Source organism: Streptococcus mitis (assembly GCF_002096835.1).
In the GTDB taxonomy this organism is placed as follows: Bacteria; Bacillota; Bacilli; order Lactobacillales; family Streptococcaceae; genus Streptococcus; species Streptococcus mitis_W.
Map to the genome: position 1 here is coordinate 50597 of NZ_NCVG01000022.1, position 25270 is coordinate 75866.

Below are 25270 nucleotides of genomic sequence, written 5' to 3' on the forward strand. Positions count from 1 at the left end.
AGTGTATGAGATATTTAACTGCAGGAGAATCACACGGTCCCCGTCTGACGGCTATCATTGAAGGAATTCCAGCTGGACTTCCTTTGACAGCTGAGGACATCAATGAGGACCTTAAGCGCCGTCAGGGTGGCTACGGTCGTGGTGGTCGTATGAAGATTGAGAGCGACCAAGTTATCTTTACTTCTGGCGTTCGCCATGGGAAGACGACAGGGGCTCCTATTACAATGGATGTCGTCAATAAGGACCATCAGAAATGGCTGGATATCATGTCTGCGGAGGACATTGAAGACCGCCTTAAAAGCAAACGAAAAATCACCCATCCACGTCCAGGTCATGCCGACTTGGTTGGGGGTATCAAGTACCGTTTTGATGATTTGCGAAATTCTTTGGAGCGTTCATCAGCTCGTGAAACCACCATGCGAGTGGCAGTCGGGGCTGTAGCTAAACGCCTCTTGGCTGAGCTGGATATGGAGATTGCCAACCATGTCGTGGTCTTTGGTGGTAAGGAAATCGATGTTCCTGAGAATCTCACAGTTGCTGAAATTAAGGAAAGAGCTGCCCAGTCTGAAGTTTCTATTGTCAACCAAGAAAGAGAGCAGGAAATCAAGGACTATATTGACCAAATCAAGCGTGACGGTGATACCATCGGTGGGGTTGTGGAGACAGTCGTCGGAGGTGTTCCAGTTGGTCTTGGTTCCTATGTCCAATGGGATAGAAAATTGGATGCGCGATTGGCTCAGGCAGTTGTCTCTATCAATGCCTTTAAAGGGGTAGAATTTGGTCTTGGTTTTGAAGCTGGTTATCGTAAAGGCAGCCAAGTTATGGATGAAATTCTCTGGTCTAAAGAAGACGGCTATACTCGTCGTACTAATAATCTGGGTGGCTTTGAAGGTGGTATGACCAATGGCCAGCCTATCGTTGTTCGTGGAGTTATGAAGCCCATTCCTACTCTCTACAAACCACTAATGAGTGTGGATATTGAAACCCATGAACCCTATAAAGCAACGGTGGAAAGAAGTGATCCTACTGCTCTTCCAGCAGCTGGTGTAGTTATGGAAGCCGTTGTGGCAACGGTTCTGGCACAAGAAATCCTTGAAAAATTCTCATCAGATAATCTAGAGGAATTAAAAGAAGCAGTGGCCAAACATCGAGACTATACAAAGAACTATTAAGGAGTTCCTATGGCAAAAACAATCTATATCGCAGGTCTTGGGTTGATCGGTGCCTCTATGGCACTTGGCATCAAACGCGATCATCCAGATTATGAAATTTTAGGTTACAATCGCAGTCAAGCCTCGAGAGATATCGCCTTGAAAGAAGGCATGATTGACCGTGCAACAGATGATTTTGCCAGTTTTGCTCCTTTGGCAGATATCATCATTCTCAGCTTGCCAATCAAACAAACCATTGCTTTCATTAAGGAATTGGCCAACTTGGACTTGAAAGAAGGCGTGATTATTTCAGATGCTGGTTCGACCAAGTCAGCCATTGTGGATGCAGCGGAGCAGTATTTGGCTGGCAAATCTGTTCGCTTTGTCGGGGCCCATCCCATGGCTGGTAGTCATAAGACAGGGGCTGCTTCTGCGGATGTTAATCTCTTTGAAAATGCCTATTATATCTTTACACCTTCGAGCCTGACAGGTCCTGACACGCTTGAGGAAATGAAGGATTTGCTTTCAGGTCTTCATTCTCGCTTTATCGAGATTGATGCCAAGGAGCATGATCGAGTGACTTCTCAGATTAGCCATTTTCCTCATATTCTGGCTTCTAGTCTCATGGAACAGACCGCGGTCTATGCTCAAGAACATGAGATGGCAAGGCGCTTTGCGGCAGGTGGTTTTCGAGATATGACTCGGATTGCAGAAAGCGAGCCAGGTATGTGGACGTCCATTCTCTTGTCCAATCGTGAGACTATTCTAGACCGCATTGAGGATTTCAAGGAACGTTTAGATGAGGTTGGACAAGCTATCAGCAAGGGAGATGAAGAGCAGATTTGGAACTTTTTCAACCAAGCGCGTGAGCAACGGCAGGCCATGGAAATTCATAAGCGTGGCGGCGTGGATAGCTCTTATGACCTCTATGTCGACGTTCCCGATGAAGAAGATGTTATCCTGCGGATTTTGGAACTGCTACGTGGAACTTCCTTGGTTAATATTCACATCAATGAGGAAAACCGTGAGGATATTCACGGGATTCTACAAATTTCATTTAAAAATGCTCAAGACTTGGAACGAGCCGAGCACCTCATAACAGAAAATACCGACTATACAGTCGTCATCAAATAAGGAGAAAATCATGCCTAAAATAGAGCTTAGATTCATATTTGGTGTTATCTTTATTTCTTTTATCTTACTTAGAGCTTACGCTGTTAAAAAAGATGTGAAAACTACTTCAGAAGAAAGTGTTGAGACAAAAAACGAATCTTCCAAGAAGGAAACAAGTTCAGAGAAAACCAATTCAAAGTATGTAGACGATAGAATTATTAATGAGTTTATCAATAGCTACAATAAAAATTCTAATAGCCCATTAGAAAATATCAAAAAAGGAAACATAAAGATAAAATATTTCGCATCAAGCTACGGATACTACTTGGAACTTTTACATGCAAATGATACTGATAAAATCAATGTAACAATAAATCAGACAAATGAAAATAGTGAATCTGGTGTTGCAGGAATGAAAGAAGTATTTCATGATATTGTTAAATCGATTGAATCATCCTTATCCGATGATGAGATAGATAACTATTTTGATAATCTTATGTCAAATGAAATAAAAATAGGCTCTAATTTAGGAACTTTGAAGATAGAGTATATACCAGATAAGGAATTAAGCAATGGACATTCAAGAGGTCATATAAAAGTGATTGCACAATAATAAAGACCACAGAGTGACTAGTAATTTTAAAAGAAATGAATAAGGAGAAAATCATGTCAAATATTTACGATAGTGCAAACGAACTCAGTCGCGGTCTTCGCGAACTACCAGAATACAAGGCTGTTAAAGCAGCTAAAGATGCTATTTCAGCAGATGCTGAGGCAAGTAAAGTTTTTACAGAATATGTTGCCTTCCAAGAGGAAATTCAAAGACTGGCACAGACAGGTCAAATGCCGGACGCTTCCTTCCAAGAGAAGATGGAAGGTTTTGGCAAGCAGATTCAAGGAAATAGCCTCTTGTCAGAATTCTTTACCAAGCAACAACAATTGGCCATTTACCTTTCTGACATTGAAAAAATTGTTTTCGAACCAGTTTCAGAATTGCTAAAATAAGAAAATAACTATCATAAAGTCAGAAATTTTTAAGGAATTTCTGGCTTTTTATGATAAAATAGGTAAAAGTATTGCAAGTATGAGGTCTAGTATGAAACTAAAAACAAACATTCGCCACTTACATGGCAGTATCCGAGTTCCAGGTGACAAGTCTATCAGTCACCGTTCTATTATCTTTGGAAGTTTGGCTGAGGGTGAGACCAAGGTTTATGATATTCTGCGAGGTGAAGACGTTCTTTCGACCATGCAGGTTTTTCGTGACCTTGGTGTTGAAATTGAGGATAAAGATGGGGTTATTACTATTCAAGGTGTAGGCATGGATGGCTTAAAAGCACCGCAAAATGCTTTGGATATGGGAAATTCTGGAACCTCGATTCGCCTGATTTCAGGCGTTCTTGCTGGTGCAGACTTTGGAGTAGAGATGTTCGGTGATGATAGTCTTTCCAAACGTCCTATGGACCGTGTGACGATTCCATTGAAAAAAATGGGCGTCAGCATTTCAGGGCAAACTGAGCGAGACCTGCCTCCCCTTCACTTAAAAGGAACTAAAAATTTAACACCTATTCATTATGAGTTGCCGATTGCCTCTGCCCAAGTCAAGTCATCCTTGATGTTTGCGGCCTTGCAGGCTAAGGGGCAGTCAGTTATTATCGAAAAAGAGTGCACTCGTAATCATACGGAAGATATGTTACAACAATTTGGTGGTCATTTAAGTGTGGACGGCAAGAAAATCACAGTTCAAGGACCACAAAAATTGTCAGGACAAAAGGTGGTTGTTCCAGGAGATATTTCCAGTGCAGCCTTTTGGTTAGTTGCTGGTTTGATTGTTCCAAACTCTCGTGTGGTGCTTAAGAATGTAGGTATTAACGAAACGCGTACAGGTATCATCGATGTCATTCGTGCCATGGGTGGAAAATTAGAAGTAACTGAAATTGATTCAGTCTCTAAATCCGCTACCTTGATTGTTGAGTCTTCTGACTTGAAAGGAACAGAGATTGGCGGTGCCTTGATTCCACGCTTGATTGATGAATTGCCCATTATTGCTCTTCTTGCTACCCAAGCACATGGTGTAACAGTTATCAAGGATGCTGAGGAGCTTAAAGTCAAAGAAACAGACCGCATTCAGGTTGTGGCAGACGCCTTAAATAATATGGGAGCAGATATCACACCTACAGCAGATGGAATGATTATTAAAGGAAAATCAGCCCTTCACGGTGCTAGAGTCAATACTTTTGGAGACCACCGTATCGGTATGATGACGGCTATCGCGGCCCTCTTGGTTGCAGATGGAGAAGTGGAGCTTGACCGTGCTGAAGCCATCAATACCAGCTATCCTAGCTTCTTTGATGATTTGGAGAGCTTGATTCATGGCTAAGGTATTACTAGGATTTATGGGTGCTGGTAAATCCACAATTGCTAGAGGATTGGACTCTAATTACCTTGATATGGATGCTCTGATTGAGAAACGCTTAGGTATGTCCATTACGGAATTTTTCGCTGAAAAGGGCGAAGTGGCCTTTCGTCAGATAGAGTCAGAAGTTCTAGCGGAGTTACTACAAACAGACCAGGTTGTGTCAACTGGTGGAGGAGTGGTTATTTCTCAACGAAATCGTGACTTACTAAAGACAAATTCTGATAATATCTACCTGAAAGCTGATTTTGAAACCCTCTACCACCGTATCGCAGCTGATAAGGACAATCAGCGTCCGCTTTTTCTAAATAATAGCAAGGAAGAACTTGCAGCTATTTTTCAAGAAAGACAGGCTTGGTATGAGGAAGTGGCCAGTCGGGTTTTGGATGTGACCAAGCTAAGCCCAGAGGAAATTATAGAGGAACTGAGATGAAAATTGCTTATCTAGGTCCCAAGGGATCATTTTCACACCACGTTGTGCAGACTGCTTTTCCTCATGAGGAATTGCAGGCTTTCGCCAATATTACGGATGTCATCAAGGCCTATGAGCAAGGTTTGGTGGACTATTCTGTAGTGCCAGTTGAAAATTCTATAGAGGGTAGTGTGCATGAAACCTTGGACTACCTTTTTCATCAGGCTCGCATTCAAGCAGTGGCAGAAATCGTTCAGCCTATTCATCAGCAGTTGATGGTGGTGCCAGGTCACACTAAGATTGAAAAGATTTTTTCTCATCCTCAGGCTTTGGCTCAAGGAAAGAAATTCATCGAGGAACAATATCCAGAGGCCCAAATCGAGGTAACAGCTAGTACAGCTTATGCGGCCCGCTTTATTTCCGAACATCCAGACCAGCCTTATGCAGCCATTGCACCAAGAAGTTCTGCTGAAGAATATGGCTTAGAACTGATTGCTGAAGATATTCAGGAAATGGAAGCCAATTTCACACGTTTCTGGGTTTTGGGAGCTGAAAAGCCTGGTATTCCTTTGCAAGCACAAACTAAAAAAATGAGTTTGGCATTGACTTTACCGGACAATCTTCCCGGCGCACTTTACAAGGCCCTGTCGACCTTTGCTTGGAGAGGAATTGACCTGACAAAAATTGAAAGCCGTCCACTCAAGACAGCACTGGGTGAATACTTTTTCATTATCGATGTTGATTATGCCGATAGGGACTTGGTTAACTTTGCCCAAAAAGAATTAGAAGCGATTGGAATCCAGTATAAAGTACTGGGAGCCTATCCTATTTATCCAATATCAGACCATGGAAAGGAGAGAAGATGAGTAAAGAAAATCCCTTAAGCCATCACGAGCAGTTGCGCTATGACTATCTCTTTAAGAATATTCATTATCTCAATGAGCGAGAGAAAAAAGAGTTTGCTTACTTGCAAGACAAATTAAATAGGGAAAGTAGTGATGCTCCCTCAGAAAGTCAGGAATTGGCAGAGGATTATAGAAAGACAAGTGCTAATACTTCGATTCCTTCTTATAATAGCCGTAGTCGTTCTGAGAGATACCAGAAAATCAATTCTCTTCCAAAGGTTAAGTCCAAAAAACGTAAGATTCGTTGGGGGCGCATTTTTGCAGGATTGCTTGCCCTTCTAGCCTGTGTCGGTTTTGGCATGATTTTTATGTTCCTAAAAGGTTATTCAAATGCTGATCCAAACAGACCTGCCAATGCTAAGGCAGCTCAAGTAGAAGTTTTTCATGGTCAAGATACCAAGGATGGGGTCAATATTTTGATTATGGGGACGGATGGACGGATTGGCCAAAATAGTGCTGAGACGAGAACGGACTCGATTATGGTACTAAATGTTGGTGGCTCAGATAAGAAAATTAAGCTAGTCAGCTTTATGCGTGACAATTTGGTTTATATAGACGGTTATAGCCAAGTCATTAACGGTAGAAAGCAGTCTGATAATAAGTTAAATGTGGCCTATGAACTAGGGGAACAAGAAGGCCAAAAAGGGGCTGAAATGGTTCGGAAAGTCCTAAAAGATAATTTTGACTTGGACATTAAGTACTACGCCTTGGTAGACTTCCAGGCCTTCGCAACTGCTATTGACACTCTATTCCCTGATGGGGTGACGATTGATGCTAAATTCTCAACCTTAGAAGGTCAACCTTTAACCGAAGCTACCGTGGGAGATGATTTACACGCTACGGAAACAGAGTCTCCAACCCAGACGATTAAAGTTGGGAAACAGCAGATGAATGGTTCAACCTTGCTAAACTATGCTCGCTTCCGTGATGATGACGAAGGTGATTATGGTCGTACAAAGAGACAACAGCAAGTATTGGCAGCTGTTCTGCAACAACTCAAGGATCCAACCAAACTCTTTACTGGATCAGAAGCACTTGGTAAGGTCTTTGGCATGACCTCTACGAATGTTCCTTATAGTTTCTTATTGACCAATGGCTTATCCTTCCTAGACGGAGCGCAAAATGGTATTGAGAGATTAACAGTTCCAGAACTAGGTGATTGGGTCGATGCCTATGATGTCTATGGAGGTTTAGCTCTCCAAGTTGATCAAAATAAATATCAAACCAAGCTCGCTCAAATGGGAATGAGATAAGATAAGACAGAAAAATCAAAGTTTGAAGGCTATTTATCTAGCAGTCAAGCTTTGATTTTTTACAGTCTGCAATAGATTTTCACACCTTATTTGTGGTATAATGGAACGATACGATAGAAAGAATAATGAACAATATGACTGATTTAAAAGCAATTCAGGCTCGAAGTCTGGAGATGGCTGAATATTTTGTGGCTTTTTGCAAGGAACATGATTTGCTTTGTTATCTCTGTGGAGGAGGTGCTATTGGTGCCCTTCGAAACAAGGGGTTTATTCCTTGGGACGACGACCTAGACTTTTTTATGCCTCGTAAGGATTATGAGAAATTAGCAGAAATATGGCCTCGTTATGCAGATGAGCGTTATTTCTTGTCAAAGAGTAACAAGGATTTTGTCGATCGTAATCTTTTTATTACCATTCGTGACAAGGAAACAACCTATATCAAACCTTATCAGCAGGATTATAAATCACACCTGTTACTTTGTCCATGAAAGCAATACCCTGCAAATAATATCACAACTATCAACAGTTTATTAAATGAAAAAAGCAAACAAGGTGGAAAGTTTGATCAAACTTCACAAAGATTCTAAGGAGGTATACAGATGAATAGAAATTTTGTAGAAAAACTAAGATTAATTTCTATAAGAGATATTATTTCGCTTATATTTATTTTTCCTATAGCCTATGTTATTTCTCTATTCTTCAGACGCAAGAATAAGAATCTAATACTAATATGCGAAAGTGAAAAAGAAGCTAGAGATAATGGATATTGGTTGTTTAAATATATTAGAAAAAATCACCCAGAGGAAAATGTAATATATGTTATTGATTTGAAATCTCCTGATGCTCATAAAGTCAAAGAGTTAGGAGAATGTATCCAGTATTGGTCTTTTAAACACTGGGTTTATTATCTTAGTGCGGGAGTAAATGTAAGTACACAGAAAGCAGGAAATCCTAATCCAGCTGTATTTAATTTTATGGAAGTATATTTAGGATTAAAAACCAATAAAGTATTTTTACAACATGGAATAACGGTTTCTGATGCTAAATGGCTATATTATGAAAATACAAAGATGCGTGGCTTTATATGTGGAGCAGAACAAGAGTACAAAGAAATAAAGGAAAAGTTTGGTTACCCTAGTGGATATGTACAATATTTAGGTTTTCCTAGATTTGACAACCTCCATAATACCATTGTAAAAAATAATCAAATTCTTGTAATGCCTACATGGAGAGAATGGTTGAACTTAAATACTAAAGCTAGAACTAACTTTAATGAAGGTAGTACTTTTACAGAAAGTGAATATTTTAAAAAATGGAATGAGTTTTTATTGAATAAGGACCTAAAAGCTTTTTTAGAAGTGAATGACTTAACTTTAATTTTTTATCCGCATAGGAATATGCAAAACAATCTACAAGAATTTAAAACTTATTCGGATAATATAATATTGGCAGATTGGAAAAAATATGATATACAAGAACTATTAAAAGAGTCAGCTTTCTTAATTACAGATTATTCAAGTGTATTTATGGATTTTGCTTATATGAGAAAGCCAGTTTTGTTTTATCAATTTGATTATAAAAAATTTAGGGAGGGTCAGTACGAAGAAGGATACTATGACTATAAAGATGGCTTCGGAAAATCAATAGATACCCTAGATGAATTAATATCAGATATTCAAAAACAATTTAATAATAAGTGGATCTTGGAAGATAGATACAAAGAAAAAATTGAAAAGTTTTTTAGAATACACGATGATCAGAATTCTAAGAGAGTATATTCGTTTATAAAAGAAATAATAGGAAAAAAAGAATGAAATTAACGATAGGCATACCAGTATACAACGGAGAAAAATATATATCCCGCTGTATAGATTCTATACTCAAAGAGTATGAGAAAGCAAAAGAAAACATAGAGTTAGAATTGTTAATAGTAAACGATGGTTCAAAAGATAATAGTAAAACAATATTAAAAGAATATAGTGATAAATTATCATTTATAAAAGTTGTAACTCAAGATAATGCAGGAATTGCTCATGTAAGAAAAGTAATTTTAGAAGAGGCTAGTGGAGATTATCTATGGTTTGTTGATGTAGATGATGAGATAGATGAAGGAGCAATAGAATTTATAGCTAATCAAAAACTAGAAGAAGTAAATATATTTGATTATCGAGTAGGATATGATTACAGTAAATTAGAGACTATAAGTATGGGAATACAAGAAAATACTATACTTATTCCTAATAAAGAAAAGAAACTTTTCACTCTGACGAATGCTGTCTGGCATTATATATATGATTTAGAATTTTTAAGAAGAACTAAACTAACCTTTAAAAGTGGTTATTTATATGAAGATTTTGAGTTTGTGGCAAAATTATGGCCTAATGTAAGTAGGGCTAAATATTTTAATTTTAGCATATACAAATATTATTTAACAGAAGGTTCTATTATGCGTGGCGGAACTCCTATTAATAAAATAAGAGATATAGAAGTAATGTTAAACAGTGTAGAAGCCTATTATACAGAAAATTATCCAGGGGAATATAAAGAAGAGTTAGAATATTATAACTGGTACCATATGTTGTATGGTGGATACGCTAATATTTTAAGAATTGATAAAAAATCTCCCCTATTAAAAGAGTACCTTGAAAAAATAAATAAAAAATATCCTAATTGGATACACAATCAGTATTTAAAGAGTCAACCATTGAAGAGAAAATTACTTATGTATTTAATTAAATTTAATCAAAAAAGTATAGTGAAAAAGTTATTGAAATAGGTGAAATATGAGTAAAAAGAAAATTTTATTTATCACATGGTCTTTTAGTTTGGGGGGCGGAGCCGAAAAAATTTTGGAAAACATTTCCAATGGATTAAGTGATGAGTATGATATTGATGTTTTAGAGATAAATCATCGTGGTATTGGAGAAAGTAACACTAGAAAAGTCAATGTACTAAAACCTATATTCAAAAACCTAGAAAATTCCAGTTTTTTTAATAAAATTAAGTGGAACCTATTTTTGTTTTTCCCAAAATTATTTAGATATCTAGTAACGAGTAAAAAATATGATTATGAAATAGCTTTTAATTATTTATATCCAGTTTACTTACTTAGTAATGATGTGAAAACAATATCTTGGAATCATGGAACAATCTATAATCTAAAAAACCATAAATTTTCTAGAATTAGACAAGGTAAAAAATTAAAACATGTTAACAAAATAATAAGTATATCAGAAAAAACATCAGAGTCTATCAAAGAAATTTATCCTGAATATGCTAAAAACATAGAGCTAGTATATAATGGATACGATTTTCAAAAAATTCACACTAAATCTCTTGATGATGTAAATATTAAATTTGAAGAGGACAGTCTCATTTATTTAGGACGTATAGAGGAAGCCAAAGGGATTAAGAGATTGTTAGAAGTTTTTAAGAATGTGGTTGAGAAAATACCTGATAAAAAATTATATTTATTAGGGAAAGGTGATTTAGAGGAATACGTTAGTAAATTTGTAGTTGACAATCATTTAGAAAAAAATGTATTTATGTTAGGATATGTTGACAATCCATATCCATACATAAAAAAAGCATCTTATGTTGTTTTATTATCAGAAGCAGAAGGGTTTCCTACAGTTTTGGTGGAAGCGTTAGCGTTAGGAAAGGGATTTATTAGTACTCCTGTAGGAGGGACGAAAGAATTATATAATAATCAAAAATGTGGATTTGTTTCTGATGATAATGAAGAAATTTGTAACTATCTTATAGAAGAGCTTAGTAAAAAGAAGGAAGATAGATTCATTAATTCGGAAGTATGTAAGAAGTATGTTGATAAATATTCCTTAGATAAACAGATTGTCAGTATCAAAAAAATAATTAATGAACTATAGGTGAACAAATTATGGATAAAATAATAATTCCTATGAGTTATATGGGGAGTGGCTCTTCAGCTGTGACAGATTTATTAAGAGAATATGATGGAATTAACACTAAGAACTCAGACTTTGAGTATGTTTTTTTACATGCTCCCGATGGATTGTTTGATTTAGAATACAAATTGCTATATAATAACAATTCTATAAGAAGTGATGAAGCGGTAAAGAGTTTCAGAAAACTTATGAAAAAATTATATATTTATGGTGGTTGGGGTATTGCTAATTATAAACATAAAATATCCAAAAATTTCCTTAATATAGTAGATAGTTACTTAGATTCGATAATAACTAGTAAATATCGTGGGATATGGTACTATTATCAAAAACCATCAAAAATAGCTTGGTTTATAAGAATTATAAAGAGAGTTATATTTAAAAAAACTGCAAAATTAAAACAAGTACAATTAGAAATGAGTATGGTATCTTCGGATGACTTTTATGAAAAAAGTAGACAGTTTATTGTTGATGTTATAAAACAAATATCCGATACAGAAGAGAATATAGTACTAGACCAACTTTTATTACCTCATAATCTTAATTTAATAGATAATTATAAAATTGATGGATTGCTTCCAATAATTGTTTCAAGAGATCCCAGAGATGTATTTATCATGAATAAATACTTTTGGAAGCCAAGAAATCAAGAGGTGCCATACCCAACAGATGTTAAGACATTTTGTAATTATTACAAAATGATGAGAAAAAATGAGAAAAAAACAGAGACTTTAACATTAAGATTAAATTTTGAAGATTTAGTTTTAAATTACGAGAAAACAAAACAAGATATAGAAAATTTTATTGGTATAGACTCTACCCATCACAAAACAAAGTTTAAGTATTTCAATCCAGCCATTTCTGTGAATAATTTACAAGTTTACAATAGAGATGATAAATACAGGGAGGAAGTAGAAATGATAGAGTTAGAATTATCAGAGTACCTATATAATTTTAAGAAACGTATTGTTTCTACTGGGGATGTTTTTTAATTACCGTGTAGAGGAATGAGGTGAGTATTTGATATTAGATTGGAAAAGAGTGTATTATTTAATTACGCTATTTAGCTATACTGTAACTATTTTTTTAGGAATTTTATATATATATGATGATTCAATTGTAACCTTATTGTTAACTTTAGTTATGCTTATTGTTAGTAGTACTTTATATTGTTTTAACAATATAAAGTACTATATAATCCATCTTATTTTTTACATTACAATATTTCTTTTTTTGGTTTCTAGACCAACAATCGATTATTTTAAATATGGACTAATAAATACTTATCAGGAAGATGTCTATAGATTTTCATTTTTGGCTGTTATTGTTTCTATTATTGGCATAACTATAGGAGGTCTTTTAGTTTCTAAAAGAGAAAACAAATTGAAAGAAGAGATTAAAGCCCTCAAAAATAAGCGATTTATAGATAGTGTACGGAAAGTATCGTTATCAGTATTTTTGTTCTCGTATCCATTTTACTTAGTAAGAATAATCGAAAGATTAATGTACAGATTAAATGTTTCATATTATGAATATTATGCTGATTTCAAAAGTGAGTTACCTTATTTTACCTATATCTTGTCTACATTTGTAGTTTATGCTATGTGTATATATCTAGCTACAAAACCAAATAAACGCCATTCTACAATAGTGTTAGGCCTCTTTGTTACTGCAAATGTATTCAATCTTTTAATAGGAACAAGAAATCCATTTGTACTAAGTTTGATTTTTTCATTTGTTTATTTTTTTATGAGAAATCAGACAGAAAAAGGTGTTTGGATAGGTGTAAAAGAAAAATCTATGCTCTATATAGGGACACCTACCATGATGCTTATTATGGGCTTCTTGAATTATGCCCGTGATGGACAAGGTATTGGGAATATGAGTATAGCTGAGTTATTGATGGATTTTATCTACAAACAAGGTACAAGTTTTGGTGTTTTAGCCAGAGGATACTTGTATGGAAGTAATTTACCGATAAAAGAGTTTAGAAATTATACATTTAGTCCTATAATTGAGTATATCACCAGAGGGAATTTAGGAATTTTATTTGGTGGAACTCCCTTTACTAGTGCTAATAATAGTCTAGAATTAGCTCTTGAAAGTGACAGATACGCTCACAATATTTCGTATATTGTTTTGAAACAGGATTATTTGGCAGGTCATGGCATAGGTGGAAGCTATATAATGGAAATGTATACTGATTATGGAATGCTTGGACTATTTCTGTTGAGTATTCTAATGGGGATAGGTTTCATATTTATGATAAAATCAGCTTATAAATCCGGAGTACTATTATTCGGTATTACCTTATTAATTTTAAATAATCTATTCTTTATGCCGAGAGGAGGCTTTACAGAGAGTTTCTTTAATCTAGTTACATTGCAATATTGGGGAATTGTTTTTGTTATATTTTTTGCAGCAACCCTAATAGAAAGAAAAGTAAAATACACAGTTAATAATAAAGGAGATATATAATGTTTGATAATTATTCGATTGCAGATTTATTTGCAAATATTTATAAGAGAAGAGTATTAAATCTAGTTTCACTAATAGTTTTATTTCTTTGTTTAGCTATTCCATACTCTTATAAAGTACTTACAACAAAGTCTGTTGTAAAGGATACTAGTAATTATTCTAGTTATCTTTCGTATAAAATCATAGCGCCAGAAGTTGAAACTAAAACTCCTAATAGTAACACGATTGGAGGATATAGTGATTTCTATGGACGTTTGATTCAAGCCAATTTAAATGGAGCTTATTTGTTCAATGACCAATCAGAATCAGATATGAAAAAAATTGCGTCAGAATTAATGACATCTGAGGTTACACTTAAAAACTCAAATTTTGATTTTTGGAACAAAAAGATAGAAGTAAATTCCTTATTAAATAATGTGGGAATTACAGTAAAAATATTAACACCAAGTAAATTGGCGAATGATATTATTGAACAGAAATTGGATTATTTGATTGATAAATATAAACAGACATACTCTGGTGTCACAATTGAAAAATTGGAGACAGTTTATTCAAAAGAACTTGAAAAAAATGACATAGAATCTGGAGTAAATAAAGTTACTTTATTCATTCGTGTGATTATACTCGGAATTGGGGCTCTGTTTTTAGTAATATTTGTTAACGTAGCAGCGTATATCTTTAATCCAACAATTAATAGAGCCGGAGATTATGAAAAATATGGTGTAGATTTTGTAGTGAAATTAGATACTGTAGCTAATTTTAAAGATGTTATACAATATAAGAATGGAAATAAGAACTTATTAGTGATAGCAACGAATAAAAATGTTTTTGATAAATTTTCTAAGCAATATTCTAAAGCCTTGCCAGAAAATATTGTCATTGGAAATATAAATAACATTAAGTCTGTATTAGATTCTGACAACATTTTATTTGTAGAAGAGTATGGTATAACTAGATATAAAAACTTTGAAGAACAGCTTCAAGTAATTAAAAACCTAAACAAAAATGTTCTAGGTGTGGCCACATATAATTTGTAGATTATGTCAAATTAAAGGAAAGTATGACCTTGAATTGTCAGCTCTATGCTATTTGTAGTGGGTTGAAGAAAAACTAAAATCGAGAAAGGACACATTTCGTCCTTTCTTTTTTGATATTCAGAACGATAAAAATCCGTTTTTTGAATTTGTAAAAGTTCCGAAAACCAAAAGTATTTCGTTTGATAAGTTTGATGAGATTATTGGTCGCTTCTAATTTAGCGTTGGAATAAGGTAATTGGAGTGCGTTGACAATCTTCTCTTTGTCCTTAAGAAAGGTTTTAAAGACAGTCTGAAAAAGAGTATGAACCTGTTTTAGCTTGTCCTCAATAAGTCCCAAAAATTCCTTATTCTGAAAGTGAAAAAGTAAGAGCTGATAGACATTGTAGTGGTGTTTCAAGTCTTCTGAATAGCTCAACAGTTTTTCCCAAATGAAAAAATTGTACTTGATCGCTTTCACATTGTACAACATCTCGTACATGCTATGAGTCGTGTCCGTGTTCAAATCATGAACCAATTCGATAGAAAATCCCATGAATACAAGGCTGTCAAGCACTACTGGAAGCTCATCCAGCAGGATAGTCGTAAACTGAGTGATAAACGATTTTATCGCCCTACTTTTCGCTCACACTGGACTAATAATGAGATTCTCGAAAAGCTCCCTGCATACTCTCAAGAACATAGAGAGAAGTATGAACTCTATCAACTATTACTGTTTCATTCCCAAGAGAAATAAACAAACCATTTTTTTGAATTGATTGAAGAAACGATTTCTTGTGTAAATCCTATTTTTCAAACTGTTTTTAAAACCTTTTTGAAAGATAAGGACAAAATCATGAACGCACTGGAGCTGCACTACTCAAACGCGAAACTAGAGGCTACTAATAACATCATTAAGGTCATCAAGTGCAATACTTTTGGCTTCCGGAACTTTAAAAACTTCAATTAAAACTAGAATCCTCATCGCTTTGAACATCAAAAAAGAGAGAACCAAGTTGGTCCTCTCCAGATTATAACTTTTCATCAACCCACTACAGTTGACAAAGAGCCAAAAGAAGTCGCTTTTATTGAAAATTTACTAATAACAATAATGATTAGTTGGTTGTTTTTTTAATCTTACTTAGTATAAGATTTAGGGCATAGTGGAGTGTTTTATCTTTTGTGATAAAGAGTGTTAAGAGGTAGTAAATAGTACAACCTACAATGGTAGAGAGAACCATGAAAATCATGTTCAAAGTTACTGTATAAGACGTTATTTGAAAGAGCGTTTTAAAAGTTAGGTAAATGGGAATAAATCCTAGTGAGACAATGCTATAGCGCATAAGAAATGTGAAAATTTCTTTCAATTTAAGTAACTGATATTTTTTGATAAAGTGAATTTCAAGTAGAACGACTATGATTTCTGCACTTATAGTAGTGACGAGATAGTATACTGGTGAAAATATATTATTGAAATACAAGAAGCAGTTGAGTAGGAAATTTAATCCACCACCAATAAAGTAAAAGGCAGTTAGACGATTTTCGTGATTATTAATAAATATAATTTGTCTACCCAGAATCAACTCAATGGCCCAGATAACACTTCGAAAAGCAAAAATGCTAGTAATGATTCCCGCCTCAAGATATTTTTCAGAAGAATAAATAACGGTTGCATAACTTCCTAAAATCATAATTCCAATACTTGTTGGAATTATGAGGAAATAGAAAAATGATGCTGTTTGATTCACAAGAGTTCTATAGGAATTGTAATCTTTTTTTCCAAGATAGTAGCTGAGACGTGGAACACTTACGTTTATAGCTCCACCTAGGACACCAGCAATTAACATAACGATGTTGGAAGCGATCGCATAATAAGAAATGTAGTTTTCATCAGGTCCATTGGTTATGAATATTCTATCGAGCAGGCCATAGAGCATACTGGAATTTGCTAATAGCAGCATAGTAAAGAGAGACTTAGATTCTTTGGTTAATTCCACAAAACTAATATTAACGAATGAAACTTTTCTCTTGATCCAAAGAAAACTAAGTAGATAATTTAGAATAGTGGTGGCACTCATGACAATGGCATAAGGAACAATATCATCTGCTGTTTTTACAAAGGTGAAGATTCCAACTAACATAGAAATCCGGATAATTAAGGTCTTATATAGGATGAAGGCATAGTTTTCATAAGCTTCGTTCATCCATTCGATATTGAGGAATTGGAAGAGTGCCTGTGCACCTAAGATATAGTAGAGAACTTTAAGATTTTCAATGCTGGTGTCAAAAAAGATAATAAGGAAGTAGATACCAGTTGTCAGGATAGAAGTGAAAACAGAAATATAAAACAACTTAGAAAAGACATAGTTGATTTTATTCTTATCGTCCTTGACATTACTGATAGCACGAATCCCATAGTTGTATATTCCAAAGGCGGCTAAAGGAATGACAAAGCTAGCCCAGGTATTGGCAGTATTGAAATAACCGTAGTTGGATTTGCTGAGAATCCGCGTCAGATAGGGATTGGTTATTAGCGGAAAAACGATATTGAGAACATTGACTAGCAAGCTAGCCAGTGCATTAACTTTTATATTTTTCATTGTACTTTCTTTCTTGTATTGTAAAATGGTCTCTAGTATTATATCACATTCTCGCTTCATTCTTTTGATAAAATCTTAAAAATCTAGTATAATAGATAGAACTGAAAGTATGAGGTTACTAGCAATGAAAATGAAACAAATCAGTGATACAACTTTAAAAATCACGATGTCTTTAGAAGATTTGATGGATCGAGGCATGGAGATTGCTGACTTTCTCGTTCCTCAAGAAAAAACAGAAGAGTTCTTTTATGCTATCTTGGATGAGTTAGAGATGCCTGATAGCTTCCTAGATACAGGTATGTTGAGCTTCCGTGTGACTCCAAAACCTGATAAGGTCGATGTCTTTGTAACCAAATCAAAGATTGACCAAAATCTAGATTTTGAAGATTTATCGGATTTGCCAGACATGGAAGAATTGGCTCAAATGTCGCCAGATGAATTTATCAAAACCCTGGAAAAAAGTATCGCGGACAAAACTAAGGATGATATCGAAGCCATTCAATCTCTAGAGCAAGTCGAAGCCAAGGAAGAAGAGCAGGAGCAGGCTGAACAAGAAGTTGAGAGCAAGAAAGAGCCCTACATCTATTACATCCTTTCTTTCGCAAAATTAGCTGATTTGGTGGCTTTTGCCAAGACAGTGACTTTTGAGATGGAAACTTCTGAACTCTACAAGATGAATGAGCGCTATTATTTGACCATTTTAGTGGATATTGAAAATCATCCAAGTCCATATCCAGCTTGGCTGTTGGCCCGTATGCGCGAGTTTGCGGACGATAGTGATATCAGTCGTTCAGTCTTGCAAGAGTATGGTCAAGTCTTGATGAATCACGATGCAGTACTTAATCTGCAAAAGATTGGATAATCCTTTCTGGAAAGCTATTTCTAGATTTTGAGAAGAGCGAATCGTCTGATTCGTTTTTTCTTTTCTAGATTGAAATAGTGATTTACTATAATAGGAATTTTCACAAAATTCTGTTATAATGGCTATATTAGAAAATTTCGAGGAGACAAACATGACAGTTAAAATTGCTTTACTAGGATTTGGTACCGTTGCAAGTGGTGTGCCTTTCCTCCTAAAGGAAAATGGAGAAAAAATCAATCAATCAGCACATTCAGAGATTGAAGTTGCTAAGGTATTGGTCAAGGATGAAGATGAAAAGAATCGCTTGCTTGCAGCAGGGAATGACTTTAACTTTGTAACCAATGTGGATGACATTTTATCAGACCAAGACATTACGATCGTAGTGGAATTGATGGGGCGTATCGAACCAGCTAAAACCTTTATCACTCGTGCCTTGGAAGCTGGAAAACATGTTGTTACTGCTAACAAGGACCTTTTGGCTGTCCATGGTGCAGAATTGTTAGAAATCGCTAAAGCTAATAAGGTAGCACTTTACTATGAAGCAGCAGTAGCTGGTGGGATTCCAATTCTTCGTACTCTAGCAAATTCGTTGGCTTCTGATAAAATCACGCGCGTGCTTGGAGTAGTCAACGGAACTTCTAACTTCATGATGACCAAGATGGTCGAAGAAGGCTGGTCTTACGATGATGCTCTTGCGGAAGCGCAACGTCTAGGATTTGCAGAAAGTGACCCTACAAATGACGTAGATGGGATTGATGCAGCCTACAAGATGGTGATTTTGAGCCAATTTGCTTTTGGCATGAAGGTCGCTTTTGACGATGTAGTCCACAAGGGAATCCGCAACATTACACCAGAAGACGTAGCTGTAGCACAAGATCTTGGCTATGTAGTGAAATTGGTTGGTTCTATTGAGGAAACTCCTTCAGGAATTGCTGCAGAAGTAACTCCAACCTTCCTACCTAAAGCACACCCACTTGCTAGTGTGAATGGCGTAATGAACGCTGTCTTTGTAGAATCTATCGGTATTGGTGAGTCTATGTACTATGGACCAGGTGCTGGTCAAAAACCAACAGCAACAAGTGTGGTGGCGGATATTGTCCGTATTGTTCGTCGCTTGAATGATGGTACCATTGGCAAAGATTTCAACGAATACAGCCGTGACTTGGTCTTGGCAAATCCTGAGGATGTTAAAGCAAATTACTACTTCTCAATCTTGGCTCCAGACTCAAAAGGTCAGGTCTTGAAGTTGGCTGAAATCTTTAATGCCCAAGATATTTCCTTCAAGCAAATTCTCCAAGATGGAAAAGATGGTGACAAGGCGCGTGTTGTTATCATCACACACAAGATTAATAAAGCCCAGCTTGAAAATGTCTCAGCTGAATTGAAGAAGGTTTCAGAATTCGACCTCTTGAATACCTTCAAGGTGCTAGGAGAATAAGATGAAGATTATTGTACCTGCAACCAGTGCCAATATCGGGCCAGGTTTTGACTCGGTCGGTGTAGCTGTAACCAAGTATCTTCAAATTGAGGTCTGTGAAGAACGAGATGAGTGGTTGATTGAACACCAGATTGGCAAATGGATTCCACATGACGAGCGTAATCTCTTGCTCAAAATCGCTTTGCAAATTGTACCAGACCTGCAACCAAGACGTTTGAAAATGACTAGTGATGTTCCCTTGGCGCGTGGTTTGGGTTCTTCCAGCTCGGTTATTGTAGCTGGGATTGAACTAGCCAACCAACTGGGCCAGCTCAACTTGTCTGATCATGAAAAATTGCAGTTAGCGACTAAGATTGAAGGCCATCCTGACAATGTGGCTCCAGCCATTTATGGTAATCTCGTTATTGCAAGTTCCGTTGAAGGGCAAGTTTCTGCTATCGTAGCAGACTTCCCAGAATGTGATTTTCTAGCCTACATTCCAAACTATGAATTGCGTACTCGAGACAGCCGTGGTGTCTTGCCTAAAAAATTGTCCTACAAAGAAGCTGTTGCTGCTAGTTCTATCGCCAATGTGGCGGTTGCGGCCTTGTTGGCAGGAGACATGGTGACCGCTGGGCAAGCAATCGAGGGAGACCTCTTCCACGAACGTTACCGTCAGGACTTGGTGAGAGAATTTGCGACGATTAAGCAAGTAGCCAAAGAAAATGGTGCCTATGCAACCTACCTTTCTGGTGCTGGACCGACAGTTATGGTCTTGGCTTCTCATGACAAGATGCCGGCGATTAAGGCAGAATTGGAAAAGCAACCTTTCAAAGGAAAACTTCATGACTTGAAAGTTGATACCCAAGGTGTCCGTGTCGAAGCAAAATAAAGAATAGATGATAGGATGGGGAAACTCTCGACCAGAGGGCTTCCTATCCTTTTTTTGAAAAGAAGTTTATACTCAATGGAAATCAAAGAGCAAACTAGGAAGCTAGTCGCAGGCTGCTCAAAATACTGTTTTGAGGTTGTGGATAGAACTGACGAAGTTAGCTCAAAATACTGTTTTGAGGTTGCAGATGTAAGCTGACGTAGTTTGAAGAGATTTTCGAAGAGTATTAGTTAAAAACTTGATAAAGGAGAAATAAAGATGGCAGAAATTTATCTAGCAGGCGGTTGTTTTTGGGGCTTAGAGGAATATTTTTCACGCATTTCGGGAGTGCTAGCAACCAGTGTTGGCTATGCTAATGGACAAGTCGAAACGACCAATTACCAGCTGCTCAAGGAAACAGACCATGCAGAAACAGTTCAAGTGATTTACGATGAGAAGACAGTATCACTCAGAGAGATTTTACTTTATTATTTCCGAGTCATCGATCCCTTGTCAATCAATCAACAAGGGAATGACCGTGGTCGCCAATATCGAACTGGGATATATTACCAAGATGAAACAGACTTGCCAGCTATCTACACAGTGGTGCAGGAGCAGGAGCGCATGCTGGGTCGAAAGATTGCAGTAGAGGTGGAGAAACTTCGCCACTACATTTTGGCTGAAGACTATCACCAAGACTATCTCAAGAAAAATCCTTCAGGTTACTGTCATATCGATGTGACCGATGCTGATAAGCCATTGATTGATGCCTCTAACTATGAAAAGCCTAGTCAAGAGGTGTTAAAGGGCAGTTTATCTGAAGAATCCTATCGTGTTACCCAAGAAGCTGCTACAGAGGCTCCATTTACCAATATCTATGACCAAACTTTTGAAGAAGGAATTTATGTAGACATTACGACAGGTGAGCCCCTCTTTTTTGCCAAGGATAAGTTTGCCTCAGGATGTGGTTGGCCAAGTTTTAGCCGTCCGATTTCCAAGGAATTGATTCATTATTACAAGGATCTCAGCCATGGAATGGAGCGAATTGAGGTTCGTTCTCGGTCGGGCAATGCTCACTTGGGTCATGTTTTCACAGATGGCCCAAGTGAGTTAGGTGGCCTTCGTTACTGTATTAATTCTGCTTCCTTGCGTTTTGTAGCCAAGGATGATATGGAAGAGGCAGGATATGGTTTTCTATTGCCATACTTAAATAAATAAAACAGAGAGGGTGGGTACTTCCCACTTTCTTCATTTTCAGAATACGAATAGAAGGGATTTATGAAACACCTATTATCTTACTTCAAACCCTACATCAAGGAATCGATTTTAGCCCCCTTGTTCAAGCTTTTAGAAGCTGTGTTTGAGCTCTTGGTTCCCATGGTGATTGCTGGGATTGTTGACCAATCCTTGCCCCAGAGAGATCAAGGTCATCTATGGATGCAGATTGGTCTGCTCCTTATCTTTGCAGTAATTGGTGTGGTAGTGGCCTTGGTAGCTCAGTTTTACTCAGCTAAGGCTGCGGTGGGTTTTGCCAAGGAATTGACAAACGACCTCTATCGACATATTCTTTCCTTGCCCAAGGACAGCAGAGACCGTCTGACAACTTCTAGTTTGGTCACTCGCTTGACTTCGGATACCTACCAGATTCAGACTGGTATCAATCAATTCCTGCGTCTCTTTTTGCGAGCGCCCATTATCGTTTTTGGTGCCATTTTTATGGCTTATCGAATCTCAGCTGAGCTGACTTTATGGTTCTTGGTCATGGTTGTCATTTTGGCCATTGTTATTGTAGGGCTCTCTAGACTAGTCAATCCTCTCTACAGCAGTCTGAGAAAGAAAACGGACCAGCTGGTTCAGGAAACGCGCCAGCAATTACAAGGGATGCGGGTTATTCGGGCTTTTGGACAAGAAAAACGAGAGTTACAGATTTTTCAGACCCTTAACCAAGTTTATGCAAGTTTACAAGAAAAGACGGGTTTCTGGTCCAGTTTATTAACACCCCTGACCTATCTGATTGTAAATGGAACTCTCCTAGTCATTATCTGTCAAGGCTATATTTCTATTCAAGGAGGATTGCTCAGTCAAGGTGCTCTCATTGCTCTTATCAATTATCTATTGCAGATCTTGGTGGAATTGGTCAAGCTAGCCATGCTGATCAATTCTCTCAACCAGTCCTATATCTCAGCTAAGCGAATTGAGGAAGTCTTTGCCGAAGCTCCAGAAGACATCCATTCAGAATTAGAACAAAAGCAAGCTACCAGTGATCAGGTTTTACAAGTTCAAGAACTGACCTTTACCTATCCTGATGCGGGCCAGCCTTCTCTGAGAGGCATTTCCTTTGATATGACTCAAGGACAAATCCTTGGTATCATTGGGGGAACGGGTTCTGGTAAATCAAGTTTGGTGCAGCTCATTCTTGGACTTTATCCAGCAGACAAGGGGAGCATTTACCCTTATCGAGATGGATCTAGTCCTAGTAATTTAGAGGAGTGGCGGTCTTGGATTGCCTATGTGCCCCAAAAAGTCGAACTTTTTAAGGGAACCATTCGCTCCAACTTGACTCTAGGTTTACATCAAGAAGTAACTGACCAAGAACTTTGGCAGGCCTTGGAGATTGCGCAAGCAAAGGATTTTGTCAGTGAAAACGAAGGACTCTTGGATGCCCTAGTTGAGGAAGGAGGGCGAAATTTCTCGGGCGGTCAAAAACAAAGGCTGTCCATCGCACGAGCAGTCTTGCACCGAACTCCATTTCTCATCCTAGATGATGCAACCTCGGCACTGGACACTATTACCGAGTCTAAGCTCTTGAAAGCAATTCGAGAAAATCTGCCAAATACGAGCTTAATCTTGATTTCTCAACGGACTTCGACACTCCAGATGGCTGACCAGATTCTCCTCTTGGAAAAAGGTGAGCTCTTAGCTATCGGCAAGCACGAGGAATTGATGAAAACTAGTCAAGTCTATCGCGAAATCAATGCATCCCAACATGGTAAGGAGGACTAGTATGAGACGACAAACTGCAAACCAGACGCTCAAACGTTTGGCAAAAGATTTAGCAAGCCATTCCTTCCTCCTTTTCCTAGCCTTTCTAGGAACTATTGCCCAGGTTGGCTTATCAATTTATCTTCCTATCTTGATTGGGCAGGTCATTGACCAAGTCCTGGTGGCTGGTTCTTCACCAGTTTTTTGGCAGATTTTTATTCAAATGATCTTGGTGGTCATAGGAAATACCCTTGTGCAGTGGGCCAATCCTCTCCTCTATAATCGCCTAATTTTCTCTTATACCAGAGACTTACGAGAGCGAATCATCCATAAGCTCCATCGTTTACCGATTGCCTTTGTGGATCGGCAAGGCAGTGGGGAGATGGTCAGTCGGGTGACAACAGACATAGAACAGTTGGCAGCTGGCTTGACCATGATTTTTAACCAATTCTTCATTGGTGTCTTGATGATTTTAGTCAGCATTCTAGCCATGATTCAAATTCATCTCCTCATGACTCTTTTGGTCTTGCTGTTGACGCCACTGTCTATGGTAATTTCACGTTTTATTGCCAAGAGATCCTATCATCTCTTCCAGAAGCAAACAGAGACGAGGGGGATTCAGACACAATTAATTGAAGAATCGTTGAACCAGCAGACCATTATCCAGTCCTTTAATGCTCAGGAAGAGTTTATCCAAAGGCTGCACGAGGCTAATGCCAATTATGCAGGTTATTCTCAGTCAGCTATCTTTTATTCTTCAACAGTTAATCCTTCGACTCGCTTTGTAAATGCGCTCATTTATGCGCTTCTAGCTGGAGTGGGAGCTTATCGTATCATGATAGGCTCTACCTTGACCATTGGACGCTTAGTGACTTTTTTGAACTATGTTCAACAGTACACCAAGCCTTTTAATGATATTTCTTCAGTGCTAGCTGAGTTGCAAAGTGCTCTCGCTTGTGCAGAGCGTGTTTATGGAGTCTTAGATAGTCCTGAGGTGGCTGAAACAGGTAAGGAAGTCTTGACTAGTGACCAAGTCAAGGGAGCTATTTCCTTTAAACAGATCTCTTTTGGCTACCATCCTGAAAAGATTTTGATTAAGGATTTATCTATCGATATCCCAGCCGGTAGCAAGGTGGCCATTGTTGGTCCGACAGGTGCTGGCAAGTCAACTCTTATTAATCTCCTTATGCGTTTTTATCCCATTAACTCAGGAGATATCTTGCTGGATGGGAAATCCATTTATGACTATAGTCGTGCCTCTTTACGACAACAGTTTGGAATGGTGCTCCAAGAAACCTGGCTTAAGCAAGGGACTATTCATGACAATATTGCCTTTGGTAACCCTGAAGCCAGTCGGGAGCAGGTGATTGCTGCTGCCAAAGCAGCCAATGCAGACTTTTTCATCCAACAGTTGCCACAGGGATACGATACCAAACTGGAAAAAGCAGGTGAATCTCTCTCTGTCGGTCAGGCTCAGCTCTTGACCATTGCCCGAGTCTTTCTGGCTATTCCAAAGATTCTGATCTTAGATGAGGCGACTTCTTCCATTGATACACGGACAGAAGTACTGGTTCAGGATGCCTTTGGCAAACTCATGAAGGGGCGCACAAGCTTTATCATTGCCCACCGCTTGTCTACCATTCAGGATGCGGATTTGATTCTAGTCTTGGTGGATGGAGATATTGTTGAGTATGGCAATCATCAAGAACTCATGGTTCGAAAGGGCAAGTATTACCAAATGCAGCAAGCTGCAGCTTTTAGCTCTGAATAATCCTTTCTATTTTGAAATCTTATGGACAAAAAAAGTTGCCTTCGGGTGACTTTTTTGTTACAATAGCTAGAAAAATTATTCACTTTAAATTGTCTTTTAG

The 25270-nt window shown here is 37.4% G+C and carries 21 protein-coding genes and 3 pseudogenes; 22 read left to right on the forward strand and 2 right to left on the reverse strand.

Going from position 1 to position 25270, the window contains the following annotated elements:
• Positions 1-5: 5 nt before the first annotated feature.
• The 15 genes and pseudogenes from aroC (at position 6) to tarQ (ending at position 14691) form a co-directional block, all read left to right on the forward strand.
• Complete coding sequence (gene aroC, locus B7699_RS05565) at positions 6-1172, forward strand: chorismate synthase (RefSeq protein WP_084927390.1); 1167 nt, start codon at positions 6-8, stop codon at positions 1170-1172.
• A 9-nt stretch (positions 1173-1181) separates the two neighbouring features.
• A complete protein-coding gene (locus B7699_RS05570; protein ID WP_084927391.1) occupies positions 1182-2285 on the forward strand; it encodes a prephenate dehydrogenase in 1104 nt (367 codons plus the stop codon).
• A gap of 10 nt (positions 2286-2295) precedes the next feature.
• Positions 2296-2877 (forward strand): hypothetical protein, encoded by a 582-nt coding sequence (locus tag B7699_RS05575; protein WP_084927392.1) that lies wholly within the window; start codon positions 2296-2298, stop codon positions 2875-2877.
• A 53-nt stretch (positions 2878-2930) separates the two neighbouring features.
• Positions 2931-3269 (forward strand): YlbF/YmcA family competence regulator, encoded by a 339-nt coding sequence (locus B7699_RS05580; protein WP_084927393.1) that lies wholly within the window; start codon positions 2931-2933, stop codon positions 3267-3269.
• Positions 3270-3360: 91 nt separating this feature from the next.
• Complete coding sequence (aroA, locus tag B7699_RS05585; RefSeq protein WP_084927394.1) at positions 3361-4644, forward strand: 3-phosphoshikimate 1-carboxyvinyltransferase; 1284 nt, start codon at positions 3361-3363, stop codon at positions 4642-4644.
• On the forward strand, positions 4637-5113 hold the full coding sequence (locus tag B7699_RS05590) for a shikimate kinase (RefSeq protein ID WP_084927395.1): 477 nt from the start codon (positions 4637-4639) through the stop codon (positions 5111-5113). The genes aroA and B7699_RS05590 overlap by 8 nt, the downstream gene beginning before the upstream one ends.
• The gene (gene pheA / locus B7699_RS05595) at positions 5110-5958 is read left to right on the forward strand and encodes a prephenate dehydratase (protein ID WP_084927396.1); all 849 of its coding nucleotides are present in this window, start codon (positions 5110-5112) and stop codon (positions 5956-5958) included. The genes B7699_RS05590 and pheA overlap by 4 nt, the downstream gene beginning before the upstream one ends.
• Positions 5955-7250: an LCP family protein gene (locus B7699_RS05600; protein ID WP_084927397.1), complete on the forward strand. Its 1296-nt coding sequence runs from the start codon at positions 5955-5957 to the stop codon at positions 7248-7250. The genes pheA and B7699_RS05600 overlap by 4 nt, the downstream gene beginning before the upstream one ends.
• A 125-nt stretch (positions 7251-7375) precedes the next feature.
• Positions 7376-7708: pseudogene (locus B7699_RS05605) on the forward strand (LicD family protein); the annotation flags it as partial.
• A gap of 141 nt (positions 7709-7849) precedes the next feature.
• On the forward strand, positions 7850-9064 hold the full coding sequence (locus tag B7699_RS05610) for a CDP-glycerol glycerophosphotransferase family protein (protein ID WP_084927398.1): 1215 nt from the start codon (positions 7850-7852) through the stop codon (positions 9062-9064).
• On the forward strand, positions 9061-10026 hold the full coding sequence (locus B7699_RS05615) for a glycosyltransferase (RefSeq protein ID WP_084927399.1): 966 nt from the start codon (positions 9061-9063) through the stop codon (positions 10024-10026). The genes B7699_RS05610 and B7699_RS05615 overlap by 4 nt, the downstream gene beginning before the upstream one ends.
• A 7-nt stretch (positions 10027-10033) precedes the next feature.
• A complete protein-coding gene (locus B7699_RS05620) occupies positions 10034-11137 on the forward strand; it encodes a glycosyltransferase (protein ID WP_084927400.1) in 1104 nt (367 codons plus the stop codon).
• Between the two features lie 11 nt (positions 11138-11148).
• On the forward strand, positions 11149-12168 hold the full coding sequence (locus B7699_RS05625) for a hypothetical protein (protein ID WP_084927401.1): 1020 nt from the start codon (positions 11149-11151) through the stop codon (positions 12166-12168).
• 31 nt (positions 12169-12199) lie between these two features.
• Positions 12200-13654 carry an O-antigen polysaccharide polymerase Wzy family protein gene (locus B7699_RS05630; RefSeq protein WP_192852014.1) on the forward strand — a complete coding sequence of 485 codons (1455 nt, stop codon included), beginning with the start codon at positions 12200-12202 and terminating at the stop codon, positions 13652-13654.
• Complete coding sequence (tarQ, locus tag B7699_RS05635) at positions 13654-14691, forward strand: teichoic acid biosynthesis protein TarQ (RefSeq protein WP_084927403.1); 1038 nt, start codon at positions 13654-13656, stop codon at positions 14689-14691. The genes B7699_RS05630 and tarQ overlap by 1 nt, the downstream gene beginning before the upstream one ends.
• 73 nt (positions 14692-14764) lie before the next feature.
• On the opposite strand, the pseudogene B7699_RS05640 reads toward tarQ, so the two are convergent.
• Positions 14765-15115, reverse strand: a pseudogene (locus B7699_RS05640) (transposase); the annotation flags it as partial.
• On the opposite strand from B7699_RS05640, the pseudogene B7699_RS09460 reads away from it, so the two are divergent.
• Positions 15098-15704, forward strand: a pseudogene (locus tag B7699_RS09460) (transposase); the annotation flags it as partial. The pseudogenes B7699_RS05640 and B7699_RS09460 overlap by 18 nt on opposite strands.
• 78 nt (positions 15705-15782) lie before the next feature.
• On the opposite strand, the gene B7699_RS05655 reads toward B7699_RS09460, so the two are convergent.
• Positions 15783-17267 (reverse strand): oligosaccharide flippase family protein, encoded by a 1485-nt coding sequence (locus tag B7699_RS05655; protein ID WP_084927406.1) that lies wholly within the window; start codon positions 17265-17267, stop codon positions 15783-15785.
• 124 nt (positions 17268-17391) lie between these two features.
• Here B7699_RS05655 and mecA point away from each other — a divergent pair, with 124 nt between their 5' ends.
• From mecA to B7699_RS05690, 6 genes are all read left to right on the forward strand, one after another.
• Complete coding sequence (gene mecA / locus B7699_RS05660; protein WP_000782684.1) at positions 17392-18129, forward strand: adaptor protein MecA; 738 nt, start codon at positions 17392-17394, stop codon at positions 18127-18129.
• Positions 18130-18280: 151 nt separating this feature from the next.
• A complete protein-coding gene (locus tag B7699_RS05665) occupies positions 18281-19567 on the forward strand; it encodes a homoserine dehydrogenase (protein WP_084927407.1) in 1287 nt (428 codons plus the stop codon).
• Between the two features lies 1 nt (position 19568).
• Complete coding sequence (thrB, locus tag B7699_RS05670; protein ID WP_084927408.1) at positions 19569-20438, forward strand: homoserine kinase; 870 nt, start codon at positions 19569-19571, stop codon at positions 20436-20438.
• A gap of 258 nt (positions 20439-20696) precedes the next feature.
• Positions 20697-21635 (forward strand): peptide-methionine (R)-S-oxide reductase MsrB, encoded by a 939-nt coding sequence (msrB, locus tag B7699_RS05680; RefSeq protein WP_084927410.1) that lies wholly within the window; start codon positions 20697-20699, stop codon positions 21633-21635.
• A 60-nt stretch (positions 21636-21695) separates the two neighbouring features.
• Positions 21696-23420 carry an ABC transporter ATP-binding protein gene (locus B7699_RS05685; protein WP_084927411.1) on the forward strand — a complete coding sequence of 575 codons (1725 nt, stop codon included), beginning with the start codon at positions 21696-21698 and terminating at the stop codon, positions 23418-23420.
• Between the two features lies 1 nt (position 23421).
• A complete protein-coding gene (locus B7699_RS05690) occupies positions 23422-25170 on the forward strand; it encodes an ABC transporter ATP-binding protein (RefSeq protein ID WP_084927412.1) in 1749 nt (582 codons plus the stop codon).
• Positions 25171-25270 lie beyond the last annotated feature (100 nt).

Bases quoted from the DNA above. Each gene is read 5' to 3' on its own strand.
- aroC (WP_084927390.1), top strand. From the start codon at position 6: ATGAGATATTTAACTGCAGGAGAATCACACGGTCCCCGTCTGACGGCT.
- B7699_RS05570 (WP_084927391.1), top strand. From the start codon at position 1,182: ATGGCAAAAACAATCTATATCGCAGGTCTTGGGTTGATCGGTGCCTCT.
- B7699_RS05575 (WP_084927392.1), top strand. From the start codon at position 2,296: ATGCCTAAAATAGAGCTTAGATTCATATTTGGTGTTATCTTTATTTCT.
- B7699_RS05580 (WP_084927393.1), top strand. From the start codon at position 2,931: ATGTCAAATATTTACGATAGTGCAAACGAACTCAGTCGCGGTCTTCGC.
- aroA (WP_084927394.1), top strand. From the start codon at position 3,361: ATGAAACTAAAAACAAACATTCGCCACTTACATGGCAGTATCCGAGTT.
- B7699_RS05590 (WP_084927395.1), top strand. From the start codon at position 4,637: ATGGCTAAGGTATTACTAGGATTTATGGGTGCTGGTAAATCCACAATT.
- pheA (WP_084927396.1), top strand. From the start codon at position 5,110: ATGAAAATTGCTTATCTAGGTCCCAAGGGATCATTTTCACACCACGTT.
- B7699_RS05600 (WP_084927397.1), top strand. From the start codon at position 5,955: ATGAGTAAAGAAAATCCCTTAAGCCATCACGAGCAGTTGCGCTATGAC.
- B7699_RS05610 (WP_084927398.1), top strand. From the start codon at position 7,850: ATGAATAGAAATTTTGTAGAAAAACTAAGATTAATTTCTATAAGAGAT.
- B7699_RS05615 (WP_084927399.1), top strand. From the start codon at position 9,061: ATGAAATTAACGATAGGCATACCAGTATACAACGGAGAAAAATATATA.
- B7699_RS05620 (WP_084927400.1), top strand. From the start codon at position 10,034: ATGAGTAAAAAGAAAATTTTATTTATCACATGGTCTTTTAGTTTGGGG.
- B7699_RS05625 (WP_084927401.1), top strand. From the start codon at position 11,149: ATGGATAAAATAATAATTCCTATGAGTTATATGGGGAGTGGCTCTTCA.
- tarQ (WP_084927403.1), top strand. From the start codon at position 13,654: ATGTTTGATAATTATTCGATTGCAGATTTATTTGCAAATATTTATAAG.
- B7699_RS05655 (WP_084927406.1), bottom strand. From the start codon at position 17,267: ATGAAAAATATAAAAGTTAATGCACTGGCTAGCTTGCTAGTCAATGTT.
- mecA (WP_000782684.1), top strand. From the start codon at position 17,392: ATGAAAATGAAACAAATCAGTGATACAACTTTAAAAATCACGATGTCT.
- B7699_RS05665 (WP_084927407.1), top strand. From the start codon at position 18,281: ATGACAGTTAAAATTGCTTTACTAGGATTTGGTACCGTTGCAAGTGGT.
- thrB (WP_084927408.1), top strand. From the start codon at position 19,569: ATGAAGATTATTGTACCTGCAACCAGTGCCAATATCGGGCCAGGTTTT.
- msrB (WP_084927410.1), top strand. From the start codon at position 20,697: ATGGCAGAAATTTATCTAGCAGGCGGTTGTTTTTGGGGCTTAGAGGAA.
- B7699_RS05685 (WP_084927411.1), top strand. From the start codon at position 21,696: ATGAAACACCTATTATCTTACTTCAAACCCTACATCAAGGAATCGATT.
- B7699_RS05690 (WP_084927412.1), top strand. From the start codon at position 23,422: ATGAGACGACAAACTGCAAACCAGACGCTCAAACGTTTGGCAAAAGAT.